The sequence below is a fragment of the Streptomyces fulvoviolaceus genome (assembly GCF_000718165.1).
Taxonomy (GTDB): Bacteria; Actinomycetota; Actinomycetes; order Streptomycetales; family Streptomycetaceae; genus Streptomyces; species Streptomyces fulvoviolaceus.
In genome coordinates this window covers 41586-60929 of the sequence record NZ_JOEY01000061.1, presented here as the reverse complement: position 1 = coordinate 60929, position 19344 = coordinate 41586, and the positions used below count along the sequence as shown (strand labels likewise).

Below are 19344 nucleotides of genomic sequence, written 5' to 3'. Positions count from 1 at the left end.
GTGGGCGAGCTGGCCACGCCGGGCGAGCGCCCACTGATCATGCGTGGCCTTGGTGATCGAACCCGCCCACCGGGACGACGACACACACGTCAGGCCCCGCTTACGCGCCGCCCACGTCTGCGCGGAATGCTCCAGACCCTCCGCGCACCGCACCTTCAAGTCCCGGGAAGCCAGCGACCCGAGGTACGCACCGACCAGCGCGAGCACCTCCTCATCGGCGGGCGTGAACTGCTTGAGGCGAGTCCGGACTGCCACGCCCGAGGGGCCGGGCACGACGAACGACGCCGCACGCTCCCGCAACCCACCCACCCCACCCCACCCGTACAGCCCCTCGAATAACCCGCTCATCACGGGACGACAGCACTCAGCCGTCGGCCGGGAGCCTCAGCACTCACTCACACACGCCAGAACGCACTCCTGCTCAGTCAAACCCCAGCAGTTCTCCACCCCTGCTTGTCGAACTCGGCCTGCATCAGCGCCACCGAGACATCGCGGTCTTCCTGCGTCAGCAGGTCCCCCAGCTGCTCCCGGATCTCGCGAGGGTGGCGTGAACCTTGCCCAGAGCGAGGGACTTGTCGTGCTCGCTGAGCTGCACCGCACGGTCGAAGGCGGCCCTGCTCGCCGACGGCACAGTTGAGGACAACCTCATCGCGGTCACGGAGCATGCTCCCTCGAAAAGAGCCGCACCCAACGCCGATTAGGCTGCGCTGACAGATTGAGACAACCGACGGGGGAGCACGTGGATGTCACTGAGCGCGAGTTGACCGACCCTTGGGAGGGCGTTCTGGCCGCTCCCGCGCGCGGCAGTGACATCGGTGTCCTGGTCCTGGCGGGATCCAGCGGGCGCGTCGAACGGGAGAGGGCACGCATCCTTGCCCAACAGGGCATGACGGCCGTGTCGATCCGCTGGTTCGGAGGGCCGGGGCAGTCCCCGGGGATCTGCGAAATCCCCTTGGAGACCTTCACCGCCGCCGTCGACTTCCTCCGGTCGAACGGGGCGGAGCGGATCGGCATCCTGGGCACTTCCAAAGGGGCTGAGGCAGCTCTGCTCACGGCAGTGCACGATCCGCGCGTGGACGTCGTCGTCGCGATGTCGCCCACGTCCCGGGTCTGGTGCAACGTCGGACCCGGGCTGGATGGAGCACGACACCCGTATCGATCGTCCTGGACCTGGCGAGACCAGGCGGTGCCGTTCGTCCCGCTGGACGATTCCTGGACTCCCGCGGAGACGGACGGTGGGCCGGTCGCCATCCGCGGGTGGTACGAACTGAGCGAGCGGTCGTTTGCTGACCTGCTCCCTCCGGCGGAGATCCCCGCGGAGAAGGCGCGGGCCGATCTGCTCCTGGTCGCAGGCGGCGACGATGCGATGTGGCCGTCTCTTCCCTTCGCCGAACACCTGGCACAACGCCGGCGCTCCGTCGGGGCCACGGCGCGTCTGATCACCCGCCACGACGCCGGCCACCGCCCACGCTTTCCTGGCGAGAGCCCGGCGTCGGCCTCGCCACGCTTCCAGTACGGAGGCACGCCCGAAACCGACGCGCTCTTGGGGACGGCCGCCTGGCCCCAGGTCCTCGACGCGCTTCGCAGCCGGAGCTGACCCTCCCTGCCATTGATCGCGTACGAAGCTCGGAGAGGGCTTCTTACTGCGTCCCGTCGGTCTTGTCCGCCCTGGTGAGAGCCCGGCGGGATGCAGGGTCCCTGACTGTTGGGTTGCCACGGCCATAAGGGGGACGGGCAGGGCAGTACCCGGGGCGGTAGGGGAGACTGATGGTGCCGTGCACGCGAGACACGAAATCCCGGGGGATTGCCCGAAGCATCATGAACGCGATCCGGACGACCGACGAGACGGAGCCGGACGGCTCCGGCACAGAGGTGGGGGTGGCGCGGGCCTTGGCCCGGCTGGCTCTGTTCTGTGTGGCGGGCGCCGTCGCGGCGGTGGTGGCCGGAGCAGGCCAGTGGCTGATCCTGCTGCTGGGCCTGGCGGGCCTCGGCCTGGCCGGCGCGGGCATCTGGTGGGCCCTGGCACACCGGGGAGTAGCACGGCTGTTTGGCGCCCTGCTGGCTCTGGCCGCGCCGATCGGCGTCCTGGTCCTGTACGCGGTTTCGGGCCTGTGGCTGGTCGCGGTGGCGGCGCTCGGGTCGTGGGCGGCGGCGCTGGCCTGCGCCAGGAGCGCGCTGCGCCGTCTGCGTAAACCTCACGGCATGCACTCCCGCTCGACCAGGCCGCCCCGCAGGCCGGTGCTGATCATGAATCCGCGGTCGGGAGGCGGCAAGGTCGGGAGACACGGATTGGTGGAGCGGGCCGAGGTGTTGGGTGCCCGGGTGATTCTGCTGGACCTGGACAGCAACCCGGATCCGGCGGAACTGGCCCGTCAGGCTGTCGCGGAGGGCGCGGATCTTCTCGGCGTGGCCGGCGGTGACGGCACTCAGGCCCTGGTGGCGGGGGTGGCCGCCGAACACGGTGTGCCGTTCATGGTCCTGGCCGCCGGGACGCGCAACCATTTCGCCATGGACCTGGGCCTGGACCGTGACGACCCGGAGAGCGGCCTGCACGCCCTCTCGGACGGCGTGGAACTCCGCGTCGACCTGGGCGACGTGGCCGGGCGGCCCTTCGTCAACACGGTTTCGTTCGGGGCGTACGCGGAGCTCGTGCAGAACCCCGACTACCGCGACGCCAAGGCTGTCACCGCGCTCGACCAGCTGCCGGGCCTGCTGGCCGGCGAGGCCGGCGTGAAGCTGGCGGCCCGGGTGGACGACGAACCGTTACAAGCCCCGCAGGCGCTTCTGGTGAGCAACAACCCCTACGCCCGTGCCGATCCACTGGGCGGCGGACGCAGACCACGCCTCGACAGAGGCGAACTCGGCGTGATCGCCGTCCGGATCGAGGGCGCGGCCCAGGCCGCCGAGCTGGCACTGCTGGGCGAACGGGCCAGCGGCATCACCTCGCTGACCTCGCGTCGTGTGGCTGTCGAGGCCGACGAGGAGCTCATCCCGGTGGCCGTCGACGGTGAGGCGCTCACGCTGCCCCAGCCCGTCGTGTGCACCGTACGGCCGGGTGCGCTCAGGGTGCGGGTGCCCAGACACCGCCCCGGTGCGCCGTACACCGCTCCGTCCGTGGACTGGCGCCGCGTAGTGCGCCTCGCCCTCGATCGAACTCCCCGCACGACCGCAAAGAACCAGGAGCACAGCGATGCTTGACCGCCCGCAGCGGGACCAACTCGCACCGCGCGAGCTGTTGCGCGATCTCGCCGCCCTCGACCAGGCGCTGTACGAGGCCGTGAGGATTACCAGGACACCGACCCTGGACTACGCCCTACGGCGGTTGTCCGCGGCGGCGGACCACTCCAAGATCTCGTTCGTGGTCGCCGGACTACTGGCGTTGCGCCCCGGCCGACCTCGGCGTGCCGCCGCTCTGGGGGTCGCTGCCGTCGGCGTCGCCTCGGCGAGCGCGAACCTCCTCGGCAAGCGCCTGGTCCGCCGGCCGCGTCCGCACCGGGCCGAGGACTCGCCGTTTCCCGGACGGCACGTGCCCATGCCGAAGTCCGCGTCCTTCCCTTCGGGCCACACCGCGTCGGCGGTCGCCTTCGCCGCGGCCGTGGGGCCCGCGTTCCCCGTCGCCACGGTTCCGCTGGGACTGTTGGCCTGCGCGGTGGGTTATTCACGGATCCATACCGGGGTGCACTATCCGGGCGATGTCGTGGCTGGTGCGGTTCTGGGTACCGGCGCGGCGGCTGTGGTTCTTGCTGTGGTGGGTTGGGATGCTGCGGCTGGGCGTGGTGCGTGTCCCGTGCGGCCGTAGGCCCGTTGGCCGGATGGGTGTTGTCGCTGTGCGCGGGGCGCTCTGGGGTTCACGGCCATTTTTCGTGGTTGGTGGTGAACTGGTGCGCTAATTTTGGGTGGAGGCCATAGGTCTTCGGGCGCCTGTGGTGTGGCTGGGGGAGGTTTTGGGTGACCCCGGCGCAGTTGCGGGCCTTTGCGGCGACGGTCCGTTGTGGTTCGGTGAAAGCCGCCGCGGCCGATCTCGCGGTCAGTGAAGCAGCGGTCTCGATGCATATCGGGCATCTGCGTAGGGAGTTGGGCGACCGGTTGTTCACGCGCACCGGCAGTGGGCTGGCGTTCACTCCGGGTGGGCTGCGGCTGGCCACTCGCGCGGCGGAGTTGCTGGGGTTGCAGGAGCGGACCGTTCTCGAGGTGCGCCAGGCGGGTGCGGGTCGCCGGCTGCTGCGGGTGGCCGTGTCGAGTCTGTTCGCGGAGCATGCCGCGCCCGGTCTGATCGAGGTGTTCGCGGGGCGCGCCGACGACCTGGATGTGGAGCTGAGCGTGCACGATCCCGGGGACTTCGCACCGTTGCTGCGGACGCGGGCCGTGGATGCGGCCGTCGGCCCCCGGCCCGCCGCCCTGGACGATGGGGTGACCTGTACACATTTCCTCAATTACCAGATGGTTGCGGTCGTCGGTCCCGATCACCCGCTCGCGTCCGGTGGCGCCGTCGGTGCGGGCGAACTGCGCGAACAGACCTGGCTGTTGGGGCCCTCGGCAATCGGCAAGGTCGGCATGGTGCCGTCGGTGCTCAGACGCCTGAGCGTCCCCGAACACAACCAGCGCATCTTCCAGAGCCACTCCGCATCCGTCGACGAGGCCAAACACGGGAAGGGCGTGGCCCTCGCGGTGGCCTTCGCCATCGCGAAAGATCTCGCGTCCGGAGGCCTGCACACGCTCAACGGCTCGGTGCCGCCGCTGCGCGGCTCCTGGAACCTGCTGACCCTCCGAGGCCGTGAGGCGTCGCCGGTTGCCGCGGAGCTGCGCCGTTTTGTCACGACGCCCCGTGCCCTGCAGGCGATGCTGCGGGGCGCGGGGGTGACGGCGGGCCGTTTCCGGCCGGCCATTCACGTGACCCTGTGGAGCTGAGAGCCCCGCTGGAAAGGCTGTTGGCGGAACGCGGACTGTCTGTGGAACGTCGTCGACAGGAACCTCGCCGACACCACGCCGACAGTCGGATCGGCGTTGCCCGGAGGCTCGAGGGCATCGAGGGCGTCGGCGGGCCTCTTCCGGCGGGTACCGGGAATGGGAACTCCAGGGCAGGTAGTGATCTCTCTGTACGTTAGGCAGGTCCGGCCGCTTGGGTGAGGCGCCCCGCCGAGCCCCGTGCGCCCGAGCGTCTACGCCATGTCCGGCGGGTGCGATCGCCGTGAGCCCGGCGGAAGCAAGCAGATCGAGCGCGACGTCGAGAACAGTGGTCCGCTTTTCCTGTGACCCGGCCGCGACGTCCTCCGAGGCGATCACCGTCGCGTACAGCATCAGCACCGCGGCGGTGCAGCGGAGCTGGGCGGGAAGACTTGTTTCGGGAACTGTGAAGAGCGCGACCGCACACACGGTGCGGCTCAACGGCTACGCCGACGCCGCCGATGTCCGGGCCCTGCGCCCGGACGTCGTGATCCTCGCCGCCGGTGGGCTGCCCGCCACGCCGACGCTCGACGCCGGAGAGGGCCGCGTCGTGTCGACCTGGGACATCCTCGGCGGCGACGCGGCACCAGGGCGGCGGGTCCTCGTCTTCGACGACCACGGCAACCACCAGGCCCTGTCCACCGCCGAGCGGCTCATCGCGGCCGGCTCGGAGGTGGAGATCGCCACCCCCGACCGAGAGGTTGGCCACGAGGTGAACGGCACCCTGTACCCGGCGTACCTCGAGTCCTTCTACCGCGCCGGCGTACGGCTCACCCCGGACCACCGGCTTCGCGAGGTCCGCCGCGGCGGCGACGGGCTCGTGGCCGTGCTCCGCAACGAATACATCGGTCAGTGCGTGGAGCGCGTCGTGGACCAGGTGGTGGTCGAGCACGGCACGTTGCCCAACGACGACGTCTTTCTGGAACTCAAGGACGCGTCCACGAACCTCGGTGAGGTCGACCTCGACGCACTCGTCACCGTCGCGCCGCAGCAGCTGGTGAGCAATCCCGATGGTGGCTATCGGCTGTACCGCATCGGTGACGCGGTGGCCGGCCGCGACATCCACGCAGCGATGTACGACGCGCGCCGACTGGCCCTTTCCATCTGACCGACCACCAACCGAAGCCGGCGACGCAACGACACCCGTATGAAAGGCGCTCTCCCGCATGAGCTTGAGGATCGTTGTGACTGTGAAGTCATGACGGTGGGCGTCGTCAGCACGACGCCCACCGTTCGGTACTCGGACTCAGCTGCACTTACGTCCGGTGTTGATGCACTGGACCGCCTTGTTCATCAGCTTCGCGTCGAAGACGTTGATGAAGTCACCGTGGTCGGTGACCGGCTTGTGCTCCTGTTCGGGGAATCCGTCCAGCGCGAAGAACGGACCGGTCTTGCCGTTGTCCTTCACGCTGGGCGCGTCCACGTCGTACACCAGACGCTGCACCAGCTGCGGAATGGCCTTGAAGCCGGTCGGGCAGTTGCCGCGTGCGTCAGCGAAGGCCACGTGTGTACGGTGGTTGGCGCTGTCGATGTTCGTGCCGTCCCAGCAGCTCTGGAACTTGAAGGTGCGCACCACGTCGCTGCCTGACGGGCAGAGGGGGTACTTGTCCTTCAACTGCACCTTGTTCTCGAAGCCGGTGCAGCTCCAGGAGGCGTTGGCGTTGGCCGTGCCGTTGACGAACGCCTTGGCGTCACCGGTGATGATGCGCAGGAACTTGGGCATCGCCACCACCTTGCCGCGGGGGCTGCCCACGAAGTCCAAGGTGGCCTTCTTGGCCGTCAGGATCCGGCCCGTGTTGCCCTCGGCGCCGCCGCCCTGCTTGTCGGCGTCGAACTCCTTGGTGCCGTCCTGCAGTCGCAGCACCGGCCAATAGTAGGACGACTTGTCGCCCTTGTTCTGGCAGCTGGTCCCGGCCTTGGCGAAGTCCTGGTCGCTCGAGAAGGCGTCGTTGTCCTGGTTGCCGATGTAATCGTGCACGTGGTGTGCGCCGTTGGTGACACCGGGCGCGACGATGACGTTGTCGCTGTTGTACAGCTTGTTGGCGTTCACCCCGCACTTGCTGACGAACACACCCTTTGAAGCCTTCGCCGACTTGGCCGGCGTGCGCACATTGGACTTCACCTTGGTGATGTCCAGGAAGTCGGCAGCGACGGGGCCGTTGCCGGTTGCTCCGGCATTGGTGTTGTTGCCGTTCTGACCGGCGGCGGGCTGGTTGCCGGTGGCACGCAGCGTGCAGGCCGCCAAAGCGTCAAGGCCCTGCGGTTTGGCCGCCACACGGCCGATGGCGGTGGCGATCCGGTCGATCGTCGCCTTCCGCTTGTCCTTCAGCGGACCCACGATCGCGTTCTGGGCGAAGTTGGGGTCCTGCGCAATCGCCTTCTGGGAGGTGGAAAGGCGCTGGTATGCCTCGGATATCTGCTTGTCGAGGAGTGCCAGTTCCTTGTCGACCTGGGCCTTCGCCTGGGCGGGCACTGATGTCAACTGCTGGCCGACGTCCGGGCAGTCAATGGTGGAGGTTCCAGCCGCGAGCGCCTGGTTCTGGGCAGAGCCCTTCGACGCGCTGGTTTCGTCGGCCGAGGCGTAGATGTTGACCGCCACCAGCCCACCGGCCCCTACGGCCAGTGCGGCCGCCGCGCCTACCGCCCGGCGGGCAGTCTTCGATCTTTTTCGCGTGTTGCGTCTCATCAGGCCTCTCAAGGACATCTCCGGAGCCGGCAGGACTTCCGGCGTGGGTGAAGCGCGTCCTCAGATACGAATGTGAGCGCCGAATACTCAGCGAATTCTCAGATTCGTAGGTTCCTCCATCCATAAACAGGGCATGAGCGCCCAATCCGGGCCGGGTCAGCTTCCAGTAATTGCGGTGACCAGTTCACCGAGCTCTTCCGCCTTGGCCCGCTTGGAGCCAGCGCCTTCTCCTGCAACGACCAGGGTGGTCCTCCTGGAGATGCTGGAGGGCCAGCGGCCGCCGGCCCGTTCGATGAGCTCGTTCATCTGGTTACGCCTGAGCTTCTCCAGCACGCCGGCCCTCGCACGGGTGACGACCACTGCCATCCCAGCCGGCGGCCCGCCTACCTGTTCCGCACTCCCCGTGCTGCTGTCGACGTCTCCGCCCGCGGGGGTGGGCGCGCGCGGGGGGTGGCGCCTGGTCCGGTCATGTTCACCCCGGCCGCGGCGCGCGCACAGCACCCGCGACAGCGGCTGCCCCTTGGCCGTCTCGATGGCGGTGAGGAGGTTGTCGGTGCTGGTGGCGCCCATCCGCTCCAGGCCCAGCAGCTGCTCGGGGGTGAGGGTGAACAGGTCGGCGAGGTCGGCGACCAGGCCGGCGTCGATGAGCTGGACGACGCGGGTGTGGCCGAGGCCTTCGATGTCGAGCTGGTCGCGGCCGGCGGCGTAGGAGAGGGCGGCGGCCAGGTGGCAGTTGCTGCCGTTCTCAGAGGGCGGTATGTGAGTTGGTAGGTGTTTTGTCGTCACCTGAACGTATGCGACTGCGGCATCCCAGCAGGTCGGCGGGCTCGGGTGTGCTGGGCTGAACACCGTGAGCGAGCGCAAGCCCTACAAGAGCGGCCGTCGCAGGTAGTCTGGCCCCGCCGATGACACCGGGAGGCAGCGTGAGGCTTCTTCTTACTTCCGCCGGCATCAAGAACACGAGCATCCACAACGCGCTGGTCGACCTACTGGGCAAACCGATCGCCGACTCCAACGCCCTCTGTATCCCCACTGCGGGGTACGGGCACCCCCAGGGCAGTCCTGCTGGGGCATGGCGTTTCATCACCGGTCAGTCCTCCACACCCATGTGTGAGCTGGGTTGGAAGTCCATGGGAGTGCTGGAGCTCACTGCGCTGCCCAGCATCGACGAAGAACGCTGGGTCCCCTGGGTCCGAGAGACAGACGTCCTGCTGGTGAATGGCGGCGACGCCCTGTACCTGTGCCACTGGATGCGGCAGTCCAGGCTGGCGGATCTCCTGCCGTCGCTGCGCGAGACCGTCTGGGTGGGGCTGAGCGCCGGGAGCATGGTGATGACCCCCCGTATCGGGGAGGACTTCGTCGAGTGGAAGCCGCCCACCGGTGGCGACAGCACGCTGGGCATCGTCGACTTCTCGATCTTCCCGCACCTGGATCACGAGCTCCTGCCGGAGAACACCATGGCAGACGCCGAGAGATGGGCGGCCGATATCCAGGGTCCGGCGTACGCGATCGACGACGAGACCGCCATCACAGTGACCGACGGCACCGTCGACGTCGTCTCCGAGGGGCACTGGAAGCTGTTCTCCTCCTAGGACTTGTCCGGCCGATCATGCTGCTGGTCAGGGTGCGATCCTGTCGAAGACGAGCGTGAGCAACGAGACCTGCAGCATGCCCTGCCTGTGGGTCGAGCCGTGGGGAACTGATCACTGGATGCGTCCGGGTGAGAAGTTCACCGTGGCGACCGAGGCTGAGCCGGAGGAGTCGCCGTTCAACGTGGTCGTGCATGATCAGGGCATCACGGTGTGGGTGAACTCGGGGAACGACGCCGAAGTCTTCGACAAGCACGGCATTTTGGTGCTGTGTGGACATCAGCGGCCGCCGAGGAGAGTACCTGAGGCCGTCAGCTCCGGATCCAGATGACCACGGCTGCCGCTGTCGCGGTTCCGAGGTAGACGTAGCCGCGTTTGTCGTAGCGCGTAGCGACATCCCGGCACTGCTTCAAGCGGTTGATCAACCTGCGCTACCTGACCGGGCAACTGGCCGCGCGACGGCGCGAGATCGGCTCTTGGTGGCGACGCCCGGCAGCAGGGCGCCAGGCCCTGCTCGTCCTGGCCCATCTGCGGTGCGGTGACACCTACGCCCAGCTCGCCGCCGCGTTCGGGATCGGCAACGCGACGGTCTACCGCTACATACGCGAGGCGGTCGACGTCCTGGCCTCCCTCGCCCCGGACTTGGACCAGGAGATGAAGACGGCCCGGAAGAAGGCATTCGTGATCCTGGACGGCACCCTCCTGCCGATCGACCGGATCGCCGCCGACACCCCGTACTACTCCGGGAGACATAAACGCCACGGCATGAACGTCCAGGTCCTGACCGATCCGTTGGGCCGTCTGCTGTGGGCTTCGCCCGCGCTGCCCGGCTCGACTCATGACCTGACGGCCGCCCGCGCCCACCGAATCATCGACGCGCTCGCGGCCGATAGGCAAGGCCTGCTGGGCGGTCGATCGGTAAATGTGTCGTGTGTTGCTGAGGGTGTCGGGATACTGCCTCGGTGACCCTTGCTGCACTGCCTCAACTGCTGCGACCTCGTGCCCTGAGGCCCGGAGATCTCGTCGTTATCGCATCGCTGTCCGGGCCGCTCCATGCCGTTTACGAGCCCGACCTCGAGCAGGCGGTAGTCGTGCTCGAGCGGATGGGATTCCGCGTACGTCGGGCACCGCTCCTCGAAGCAGGGCGGCACCATTGGTGGAGCGCGGCTACGCCGGCGGAGACCGCCAGGGAATTCAATGCTCTTCTGCGTGATCCTGAGGTGCGCGCGATCATCGCGCATGACGGCGGCCAGACGGTGCTCGGTTACCTCGACCTGATCGACGTCGAGGCGATCACTGCCGACCCCAAGCCGATCCTCGGCTACAGCGACATCTCGCTGCTGCATCTGGTGCTCTACGCGCGCACGGGTCTGGTCGGGTTCCATGCCGACGTGGCCACCCCCGGACTCGGCGGGCACTGGCAGGCCGCGCCCGCAGTACGCCGATCGGAACTTGAAAAGCTCTACTCGACGTTGCTGACCGGTACGGAGGCGATCGGTGCGCTGCCTGCCAGCCCGACGTGGGAGTGCTGGCGTGCCGGTCGCACCGAAGGCCGGCTGATCGGCGGGGTCATCAATCGCATAGTGCTGGCGCAGGCGACGCCTTACGCGCTGCCGCTCGAATGGTTCGACGGCGCGGTGCTGTTCTGGGAGGAGTTGGGCGGCCAGGCATCGTATGTGTGGAGCTATCTACAGGTACTGCGGCACGCCGGCATCCTCGATCGGATCGCCGGCATGGTCGTGGGCATCCCGACCGCGATCGACGGACTCGACTCACCCGACGCGTCCCCGACCCTGCAAGAGATAGTCCTCGACGTCCTCGGCGACCGTGACATCCCGGTCCTCGGCAACGTCGAGGTCGGACACGCCGGCCCGAATCTGCCGATGCCGGTCGGCATCCGCGTCGCCCTAGACGCGCAGCAGCGCAGTTTGTCGCTGCTCGAACCGGCGGTACGCCCGCTCACGGCGACTGGCCCGGGCGGCTGAGCAACGCGGATCAGTGAGCTCTTTCAGCGTTGACGCTCCAGGGTGAGGACGGCCAGGGCGATTGACGACATTCGATTCGGGCTGCACCGGGCTCTGCGGAAGATGCGCCAGAACTTCAGACGGACCACGCCCCGCTCCACCGGTGCCCGTGCCACCGAGAGTGCGCGGTTGACCGTGTGCAGGGTCGGTGGCAACCCGAAGCCGGGTGGGCATCTGACGGGCGTCGTCACCCACGGCCCTGCCCCCAGCCAGGCGCGGTCGGCGAGCACCGGGATGCCCTGGCATTCGCAGATCCGGATGATCCGGTGGGTACGGGCAGCTTGAGCGGCGTGGACAGCTTCGAACCGTCCGTCCGTACGGCGCAGCCGGAGGTGCGGCCAGCTGTCCGAGATGGTCGGCTGGGCCTGACTCTGCAAACGTGCGCGCAAGGGAGCCCAGCGTGGCAATCATCGCGATCTTCGACCAACCCGGCATGACCCAGGCCCAGTACGAACAGGTCTCCAACAAGGTGAACGGCGACCGCGGCCTGGTCAAGCAGCCCGCGGACTGGCCCGTACCCGGCCTCATCTCGCACACCTCCGCCCCCACTCCCGATGGCTGGTACGTCGCCGACGTCTGGGAGTCCGAGGAGGCGTTCCGCCGGTTCAGTGAAGTCGTCCTGCCGCTTTTGCGGGAGGCCGGTGCTCCGGAGGTGGAGCCGAAGATCTACCCGGTCTTCAACCTGGTGACCCCGTAGCCGTAGGTCTTCTGGTACAGGACGAGCTGAGGCATGCCCCACAGCCCCGGCTGAGGGGGTGCCACGGCGCCCCCTCAGCCCTCGTCCTCAGGGAATGCTGCGACTTGATAAGGGGGATCGCCACTGGAGCGATCCACAGAACCACAGGTCAACGCAATTTCGTCGGTTGCCCTCACCCGACCAGTGACCACGCTGGAAGAGCTCACGGACAGCTGGTTGTAGACCATCTGTGATCAGCGGGCGGGCACACCCGGTCGATGGGGAGAAGGCGATAGACATCGTCATGGCTTCCCCTGGGGCCCAATCAGGTAGGTGTGAGCCGACCAATCCGGTGTGGCTGCGGCTGCCTGGCTTCCGGTTACGTTCGCGGGGGCTATAGGGAGGTGTGATGACTGATCACCCGAACATCACTGTGTTTCAACGGGCCATGGCCGCCTTCACGGCTGGCGACCTGGAGACGCTGGCGGAGGTATTCCACCCCGATGTGGTGTGGCATAACCCCGGCCAGGGCCCACTGGCGGGTGACTTCCGTGGTCGTGAGGCCGCGTTCGCTCTGTTTCAACAGGAATTCCAGATGTCCGGGGGCACGTACCGTCCGCAACTCCACGATGTGCTCGCCAACGACAAGCACACGGTCGCCCTGCTCCACGCCACAGCCTCGCGTGAAGGCAAGGAGCTCGACATGGACTACGCGATCGTCTTCCACATCCGAGACGGCAGGATCACTGAGGGCTGGGACCTGTGGTCCGATCAAGAGGCCTATGACGAGTTCTGGTCGTAGCGAGGTAAGTCGTCACTCAACCTCTGGGCAGTGCCGATGCTGCGGCCCCGTCAGATCTCCACGGGGCCGGCGTCGAGAACCCGCGCCGGATCAACGTCGGCGTGAACGGATCACTGGGGACTTGAAGACGATAACTACCCATGAATTCGCTCATGCAACTCAAGGAGGAGCCGCGCCGCACCCTCGTCTGTGATCACCGAGTTGGCCAGTCCGCCGCGCAGCACACTGTGGATGGCCCGTGCCTTGGACTCGCCGCCGGCCACCGCGATGACCTCCGGGATCCGACGCAGCTGCTCGGCGTCAATACCGATCGTCAGCCGCCTGACGCCCCCTGCCGTGGGCGTGCCGTCCTCCGCGAGCAGGATCGAGCAGACCTCCGCCGCGATGTCCGTGGTGGACAGGGAGGCGAGCATCGGGGGTGGCATCGCTCCGTAGAACTGCGACCCGTCCGGATCCCAACTGCCGATCGCCACGGCCGCCTTGGTGATGGACGGGAAACGTGAGGTGGCGGCGGCGATGCCTGGCTGCTGGTACAGCGCCTTGGCCATAGCGGCGTCGGACACCACGAGCGGTGCATAGATGGGATAGGCGGGTCCGTGCGAGACGGCGGCCAACTGGCGTACGAGATCGACGGTGTTGGCGCCGACGGCCCCGGTGACACCGGTCATCTGTACGATGCTGCACGGCGCCAGGCTGCTCAGCGCCCCTGCCATGGTGTCGAGCGTGCGTCCCCAGCTCACACCGAGGATGTCGTCCTCGGTCACGATCTCGGTGAGCAGTTCGGCAGCGGCGGTGCCCAGCTCCCGGCGCAGTGTCACCACGTCCGGAGCCGTCACCTTGACCACCAGCGCGTGCTGGAGCCCGAACGCGACGCGCAACTGCTCGGACAGTTCGCTGTCCACTGCGGTGGGCACGCCGATCTCGATGCGGACGATGCCCTCCTCCCGGCACTGGTCGAGGATGCGCGCGACCTTGTAGCGCGAGATGCCGAGTTCGTCGGCGATCTCCTTCTTGGCCTTGTCCTCCAGGTAGTACCGGCGCGCGACCGTCGTGGCGCGCTGTAGTTCGGCTGGACCCATGGGATTCCCCTCTGCGAACACTTTGGCGGAGTCCGCCCGGCCTGACCGCCGCCCATATGGGCAGCCTACTTGACGTCTGGGCGGCCCGGGAGTCTGATACTCCCACCCCACGCCATACAGCCGTAACGCGGTATTTACGGCGTGATCATGTACGTGCCGTCATCAGCAGCGGGAGAGGGCCGATGGAGTTCCCCGACCGAGCGTTCGCGCCGCGTAGCCCGATCGCTCATCGCCACCCTTGGGGTGGATTGTCATGAATGAGACTGTCAAGACGGCCACCCTGGCCCCTGTGGTGGAGGCGAGGGGTATCCGCAAGTCCTTCGGCCATGTCCAGGCCCTGAGGGGCGTCGAGTTCGAGGCGCGAGCCGGTGAGGTCACCGCGCTGATCGGCGACAACGGCGCCGGAAAGAGCTCCTTGGTCAAAGTGCTGTCCGGCGTCTACACCGCGGACGAAGGGGAGCTGCTGATCGACGGGAAGCCTGTTCATCCGGGATCACCGCAGGATGTCCGGGCGTACGGGATCGAGACCGTCTACCAGGACCTGGCGCTGGCCGGAGACCTGACCCCGTATGAGAACGTCTTCATGGGCCGCGAACTCCGCCGCTCCGGGGCCCTGGGCAAGCTCGGCGTCGTGGACCGCGGCCGGATGCGCGAGCGGACGGCGGAGGTCTTCGACGATCTGAACGTGCGGATCAAGGACCACAAAGGGCGCGTCGCGGCCCTGTCCGGCGGCCAGCAGCAAAGTGTCGCCATCGCCCGCGCGGCCATGTGGGCATCCCACCTGGTGATGATGGACGAGCCGACCGCCGCGCTGGGCGTCGCCCAGACCAAGAGCGTGCTCGAACTGATCCGCAAGGTCGCCGACAGCGGTATCGGAGTCATCCTCATCAGTCACAACATGACGGACGTACTGGAAGTCGCCGACTCCATCCAGGTCCTGCGCCTCGGCGCCCGCGTCGCGACGTTCCGCCGTGGCGAGGCCACGATCGCCGACCTGGTCAAGGAAATGACGAGCGGCCAGTCCACCGAGGTGACCTCATGACCCTGATCCGCAACGACCGATCGGTGGGCGACACCATAGCCAAGGGCACTGGGGCAGCGGGCGTCGGTGCCCCGCGCGTCCTGCGTGCCGTGCTGGGACGGCCCAGCACGGGCATGCTCGTGATCCTGCTGCTCATCCTCGTCCTCTTCTCCGCACTGCGGCCCGACACCTTCCTCGGTACGTACAACTTCCGCTCCATCGCATTGGCGGCCGCCGTGATCGGTGTCGCCGCCATCGGCCAGACGTTCGTTCTGACGACGGGCGGAATCGACCTCTCCGTCGGGTCGGTCCTGGTCTTCGGCACGGTGGTGTCCGCGAAGGTGATGGGCGCCATGGGTGGCGCGAGCGCGGGATGGGGCGCCGTCGGCGCCGGTGTGGCGGTGTGCATCGTGGCCAGTGCCTTCTGGGGACTGGTCAACGGGCTCATCATCACCTACCTGCGGGTGCCCGCACTGATCGCGACGCTGGGCACACTCGGTATGGCCATCGGAGCGGCCCAGATCATCAGCGACGGCCTCGACATCCGTTCGGTGCCCTCGGTGATGACCAACAAGATCGGCTACCAGAACATCGCGGGCGTCCCGGTGCTCGTGCTCATCGCCCTGGTGGTCGCGGCCGTTGCGGGGCTGGTGCTCTGGCAGACCGTCTACGGGATCCGCACCAAGGCCATCGGTTCCAACCCGGAGGGCGCGCTCAGGTCGGGCGTTCCGGTACGCCGCCACCTGATCTCCATCTATGTCGTGAGCGGTGCGCTGGCCGGAGTCGCGGGGGCGATGAGCCTGGCGCAGTTCTCCACGACCACCATCGCGGGCCACACCGGTGACAATCTCACCACGATCGCGGGCGCCGTCCTCGGCGGTACCAGCCTTTTCGGAGGAGTGGCCACGATCTTCGGCACCATGATCGGGATCCTCGTCCCGGTGACCCTGCAGAGCGGGTTCGTCATCCTCGGCGTCGAACCGTTCTGGCAGACCTTCGCCGTCGGCGCCGTACTGGTCGCCGCCGTCTTCATGGACCAGGTCCGCAGGGGGACCCAGAACCGCAGGTGACCGGGCCGCCCTCCCGTGCAACCGCCTGCCGGCCTCCGGTACTCCCGCCCCACTCCCCAGTCCCTTACTCCCCACTCCGCTTCCGCACAGGAGAGTCGCATGTCCAAGCCATTCGCGCTGCTCAGGGGCGCCACTCGTACGCAGAGGACAGTCATTGCGGTCGGCGCCCTCGGCCTGATCGTGACAGCCACCGGATGCAGCAGTTCGAGCCCTGCCGCCGCCTCGGGATCATCGAAGGCCGAGGTCAAGAGTGTCGCTTTCGTCGGCGGGGTGAAGGACAGCCCGTTCTACTCGGCGATCGACTGCGGCGCCAAGACCGAGGCGAAGAAGCTCGGCGTGAAGTACACCTATGCCGCGCCCAACACCTTCGACCCCGCCGCCCAGCAGCCGGTGCTCAGCTCCGTCATCGCCCAGCAGCCGCAGGCCATCCTCATCGCGCCGACGGACAAGACCGCGATGTTCCAGCCGATGCACCAGGCCAAGGCCGCCGGCAGCAACCTCATCACCGTCGACACCAAGCTCAGCGACGCCTCCGATCTGTCCAGCCAGATCAACAGCGACAACGTCGCGGGCGGTGCGCTCGGTGCGGACACCCTGGCCAAGCTCATCGGCGGCAAGGGCAAGGTCGTGGCGCTGAGCGAGCCTCCGGGCACCAGCACCGACGACGAGCGGGTGAAGGGCTTCGTCGATCGGATGAAGTCCAAGTACCCCGACATCAAGGTGCTGGCCACGCAGTACGCCGACCACTCGGCACAGACCGCCGCCGCCAAGGTCAGCTCCGTCCTCGCGGCCAACCCGGACCTGAAGGGCGTCTTCGCGGTGGACAACTTCACCGGTGACGGCGCGCCCATCGGTGTCCGTAACGCCAACGCGCGCTCGAAGGTGAAGATCGTCGCCTTCGACGCCCAGCCCAGCCAGGTGCAGGCCCTGCGCGGCGGGGACATCGACGCGATCATCTCGCAGGACCCGTACGACATGGGGGTCCTGGGTGTGCAGTACGCCGTCGCCCTCGGCAAGGGTGAGACGGTGGCCAAGTCCAAGATCACTGGCCTGGCCGCCATCACCAAGGAGAACATCGACGACGCCAAGGTCGCGCCGTACATCTACAAGTCCTGCTGACCTGCGGGGCCCGGCGAGTCCCGCCGGGCCCCGGACACACTGACGTCACCGCGTGCCGCCACACGCGCGGCCCGCGATCGCCCTTCGCCTAGGAGACCCCCCATGCCCGTCGTCGCTGGAGTTGACTCCTCGACCCAGTCCTGCAAGGTCGAGATCCGCGACCTTCACGACGGCTCGCTGCTCGGCTCCGGGAGCGCACCACATCCACCCGCTTTCCCGCCGAGGAGCGAACAGGACCCCGCCGCCTGGTGGGCAGCGCTCAAAGCCGCGCTGGCGGCCGCCAGGAAGGACGCCGGTGTGTCCAGGGGAGACATCGCCGCGCTCGCGGTCGACGGCCAGTGCCACGGACTGGTCGCCCTGGACGCCGCCGACCAGGTCATACGGCCGGCGAAGCTGTGGAACGACACCACCTCCGCACCCCAGCTCGAACGGCTCAAGCGGCTGATCGGGGCACCGGAGTGGATCCGCGCCGTCGGATCCCTGCCGACCGCCGCCTTCACCCTCAGCAAGATCGCCTGGCTCGCCGAGAACGAACCTGACCACTACCGGCGGCTGAGCCACGTCCTGCTGCCGCACGACTGGCTGACCTGGAAGCTGTCGGGCCGCCATGTCACCGACCGCTCCGAGGCATCGGGGACCGGCTACTACAGCGCTGCGGAATCCCGCTATCTGCCCGAGTTCCTGGCCCATGTCGACGCGCAACGCGACTGGGCGGACGCCCTGCCGGAGGTCGTCGACGCCTCGACGCCCGCCGGTACGGTCAGCGCCGCGGCGAGTGCCGAACTGGACCTGTCGCCCGGCACCCTGGTGGGGCCGGGCGGCGGGGACCAGCACGCGGCGGCCGTCGGTCTCGGGATCGTCCCCGGCGACGTGGTGTACACGTTCGGCACCTCGGGCGTCGTCTTCACCACCAAGGACACCCCGGTCTTCGACCTCAGCGGCATGGTGGACTGCGTCGCCGACATGACCGACGGCTACCTCCCCCTCGTCTCGACGCTGAACGCCGCACGCGTCACCGACACCTTCGCCCGCATCCTCGGCGTCGACCATGACACGCTCGCCGAACTGGCCCTCAGGGCCGGCGACTCAGGACCGGTTCTCGCGGCCTTTCTCGACGGCGAGCGCAAACCGAACCGCCCCGGCGCCCGGGGCGTCCTCGCCGGACTGACCTCCGCGACCGGTCCCGAGGACATCGCGAGGGCCGCCTTCGAAGGGGTGATTCTCGGACTGGTCTCCGGCGAACAGCACCTCAACGCCGCCGGGGTCGCCACCGGCGGGCGCCTCATCGCCACCGGGGGAGGCGCGCGTTCCGCCGCGTACACCCAGCTCCTGGCCGACCTGACCGGCCGTGAGGTGCTGGTCGCGGACGCCCCGGAGGCATCGGCTCGCGGCGCCTGCGTCCAGGCCGCCGCCATCGCCTCGGACCGCCCGGTACGGGAGGTCCTGCGGGCCTGGGCTCCGGCTACCCGGTCGGCTGCCACCCCGCGTCCCGGCTCGGGAACCGCACGCCGAGCGGCCGCCGACCGTTACGCGGTCCTGGCGGGCTGGGACGCTCTCGACACCTCCGCCACGGACGACATGGACGCCACGGACGCCACGGGTTCCTCCGGGACGACGGCGTGACGGAACCGCAGCTGAACCCCGCCATCCTCGCGGAGATCGCCCGGCACCCCGGGGTCACCCTCGCGGGCAGTATCTACGCTGTCGCCGAGGCGGACCGGCCGGTCACCGCCGAGCACCTCGGCCGCGCGGGACTGTGGATCCACGCCGACGTGATCATGAACGATCTCGCCCACCGGGGCGTCGACCTCTCCCTTGTACGGAGTCTGTCCGAGCGCGGCATCGGACCGCTCGACGTCCATGTCATCGCACCCGAACTCGACGTACTGATCGACGAGATCTGTGCCCAGAAGGTGGACCGCGTCACCTTCCCGTTCGAGTCCTGCCCGAGCCTCGACGCCGTGGCGGACACCGCCGAGCGGATCCGTTCCTCGGGAGCCGCGGCCTGGCTCGCGGTGGCGCCCGGCACCGAACTCGCCGAGATCCGGCCGTGCTTCGAGACGATCGACGGCCTGCTGGTCATGCTGATCGAACCCGGCAGCACCGGCGCCGCCGACCCCACGCTGGCCGCCAGGGCCGGGCAGACCGGACCTGACCTGCCGGCCGGGGTCGACGGCGGGGTGGACGCAGCCAACCTCGGCGCCTGCCTCGACGCGGGCGCGAGCTATGTCGTCTCCGGCCGCGCCCTGTTCTCGTCCTCGTCGCCCCCCCCCGACGCCGACACACCCGGCCGCGCTTGCTCCGCCCCACCGGTCGCACCGAAAGGAACATGAC

At 68.3% G+C, this 19344-nt stretch carries 19 protein-coding genes and 3 pseudogenes; 16 read left to right on the top strand and 6 right to left on the bottom strand.

The features are described from left to right. Both IG08_RS0145170 and IG08_RS60385 read right to left on the bottom strand, forming a co-directional pair. Positions 1–309 (bottom strand): annotated as a pseudogene (locus tag IG08_RS0145170) (IS200/IS605 family accessory protein TnpB-related protein); the annotation flags it as partial. 196 nt (positions 310–505) lie between these two features. Then, the gene (locus IG08_RS60385; protein ID WP_158812356.1) at positions 506–658 is read right to left on the bottom strand and encodes a hypothetical protein; all 153 of its coding nucleotides are present in this window, start codon (positions 656–658) and stop codon (positions 506–508) included. A gap of 81 nt (positions 659–739) precedes the next feature. Here IG08_RS60385 and IG08_RS0145160 point away from each other — a divergent pair, with 81 nt between their 5' ends. The 5 genes from IG08_RS0145160 (at position 740) to IG08_RS0145140 (ending at position 6052) form a co-directional block, all read left to right on the top strand. Further along, on the top strand, positions 740–1597 hold the full coding sequence (locus tag IG08_RS0145160; protein ID WP_030617841.1) for an acyl-CoA thioester hydrolase/BAAT C-terminal domain-containing protein: 858 nt from the start codon (positions 740–742) through the stop codon (positions 1595–1597). A gap of 221 nt (positions 1598–1818) precedes the next feature. Further along, positions 1819–3198, top strand: a complete 1380-nt coding sequence (locus IG08_RS0145155; protein WP_043456741.1) for a diacylglycerol/lipid kinase family protein — start codon at positions 1819–1821, stop codon at positions 3196–3198. Next, positions 3191–3799: a phosphatase PAP2 family protein gene (locus IG08_RS0145150; RefSeq protein WP_030617835.1), complete on the top strand. Its 609-nt coding sequence runs from the start codon at positions 3191–3193 to the stop codon at positions 3797–3799. Before IG08_RS0145155 ends, IG08_RS0145150 begins: the two co-directional genes overlap by 8 nt. Before the next feature lie 149 nt (positions 3800–3948). Further along, a complete protein-coding gene (locus IG08_RS0145145) occupies positions 3949–4908 on the top strand; it encodes a LysR family transcriptional regulator (RefSeq protein ID WP_030617832.1) in 960 nt (319 codons plus the stop codon). A 442-nt stretch (positions 4909–5350) separates the two neighbouring features. Then, complete coding sequence (locus IG08_RS0145140; protein WP_158812355.1) at positions 5351–6052, top strand: NADH-dependent oxidase; 702 nt, start codon at positions 5351–5353, stop codon at positions 6050–6052. A 138-nt stretch (positions 6053–6190) separates the two neighbouring features. On the opposite strand, the gene IG08_RS0145135 is transcribed toward IG08_RS0145140, so the two are convergent. Both IG08_RS0145135 and IG08_RS0145130 read right to left on the bottom strand, forming a co-directional pair. After that, positions 6191–7630, bottom strand: coding sequence for a DUF1996 domain-containing protein (locus tag IG08_RS0145135; RefSeq protein ID WP_030617826.1), 1440 nt, complete (start codon positions 7628–7630; stop codon positions 6191–6193). 156 nt (positions 7631–7786) lie between these two features. Further along, the gene (locus IG08_RS0145130; RefSeq protein WP_030617824.1) at positions 7787–8416 is read right to left on the bottom strand and encodes a BRCT domain-containing protein; all 630 of its coding nucleotides are present in this window, start codon (positions 8414–8416) and stop codon (positions 7787–7789) included. 137 nt (positions 8417–8553) lie between these two features. On the opposite strand from IG08_RS0145130, the gene IG08_RS0145125 reads away from it, so the two are divergent. From IG08_RS0145125 to IG08_RS0145110, 4 genes and pseudogenes are all read left to right on the top strand, one after another. After that, a complete protein-coding gene (locus IG08_RS0145125; RefSeq protein WP_030617820.1) occupies positions 8554–9222 on the top strand; it encodes a Type 1 glutamine amidotransferase-like domain-containing protein in 669 nt (222 codons plus the stop codon). A 55-nt stretch (positions 9223–9277) separates the two neighbouring features. After that, positions 9278–9550 carry a hypothetical protein gene (locus tag IG08_RS0145120; protein ID WP_234343136.1) on the top strand — a complete coding sequence of 91 codons (273 nt, stop codon included), beginning with the start codon at positions 9278–9280 and terminating at the stop codon, positions 9548–9550. An 86-nt stretch (positions 9551–9636) separates the two neighbouring features. Next, positions 9637–10101, top strand: a pseudogene (locus IG08_RS0145115) (transposase family protein); the annotation flags it as partial. Positions 10102–10181: 80 nt separating this feature from the next. Next, positions 10182–11204 carry a S66 peptidase family protein gene (locus IG08_RS0145110; protein ID WP_030617812.1) on the top strand — a complete coding sequence of 341 codons (1023 nt, stop codon included), beginning with the start codon at positions 10182–10184 and terminating at the stop codon, positions 11202–11204. A 23-nt stretch (positions 11205–11227) separates the two neighbouring features. Here IG08_RS0145110 and IG08_RS58045 read toward each other — a convergent pair. After that, positions 11228–11536: pseudogene (locus IG08_RS58045) on the bottom strand (transposase family protein); the annotation flags it as partial. 107 nt (positions 11537–11643) lie between these two features. Here IG08_RS58045 and IG08_RS0145105 point away from each other — a divergent pair. After that, entirely contained in the window at positions 11644–11940 is a 297-nt protein-coding gene (locus IG08_RS0145105; RefSeq protein ID WP_030617808.1) for a hypothetical protein, read from the top strand. Positions 11941–12328: 388 nt separating this feature from the next. After that, entirely contained in the window at positions 12329–12721 is a 393-nt protein-coding gene (locus IG08_RS0145100; protein WP_030617804.1) for a nuclear transport factor 2 family protein, read from the top strand. Between the two features lie 134 nt (positions 12722–12855). On the opposite strand, the gene IG08_RS0145095 is transcribed toward IG08_RS0145100, so the two are convergent. Further along, positions 12856–13800: a sugar-binding transcriptional regulator gene (locus IG08_RS0145095; protein WP_052425152.1), complete on the bottom strand. Its 945-nt coding sequence runs from the start codon at positions 13798–13800 to the stop codon at positions 12856–12858. Between the two features lie 253 nt (positions 13801–14053). Here IG08_RS0145095 and IG08_RS0145090 point away from each other — a divergent pair, with 253 nt between their 5' ends. From IG08_RS0145090 to IG08_RS0145070, 5 genes are all read left to right on the top strand, one after another. Further along, positions 14054–14842, top strand: coding sequence for an ATP-binding cassette domain-containing protein (locus IG08_RS0145090; RefSeq protein ID WP_030617798.1), 789 nt, complete (start codon positions 14054–14056; stop codon positions 14840–14842). Further along, on the top strand, positions 14839–15891 hold the full coding sequence (locus IG08_RS0145085; protein ID WP_052425151.1) for an ABC transporter permease: 1053 nt from the start codon (positions 14839–14841) through the stop codon (positions 15889–15891). Before IG08_RS0145090 ends, IG08_RS0145085 begins: the two co-directional genes overlap by 4 nt. Positions 15892–15990: 99 nt before the next feature. Continuing rightward, on the top strand, positions 15991–17010 hold the full coding sequence (locus IG08_RS0145080; protein ID WP_052425150.1) for an ABC transporter substrate-binding protein: 1020 nt from the start codon (positions 15991–15993) through the stop codon (positions 17008–17010). Between the two features lie 102 nt (positions 17011–17112). Then, entirely contained in the window at positions 17113–18633 is a 1521-nt protein-coding gene (gene xylB / locus IG08_RS0145075; RefSeq protein WP_052425149.1) for a xylulokinase, read from the top strand. Further along, a complete protein-coding gene (locus IG08_RS0145070; protein ID WP_030617783.1) occupies positions 18630–19343 on the top strand; it encodes a beta/alpha barrel domain-containing protein in 714 nt (237 codons plus the stop codon). Before xylB ends, IG08_RS0145070 begins: the two co-directional genes overlap by 4 nt. Position 19344 lies beyond the last annotated feature (1 nt).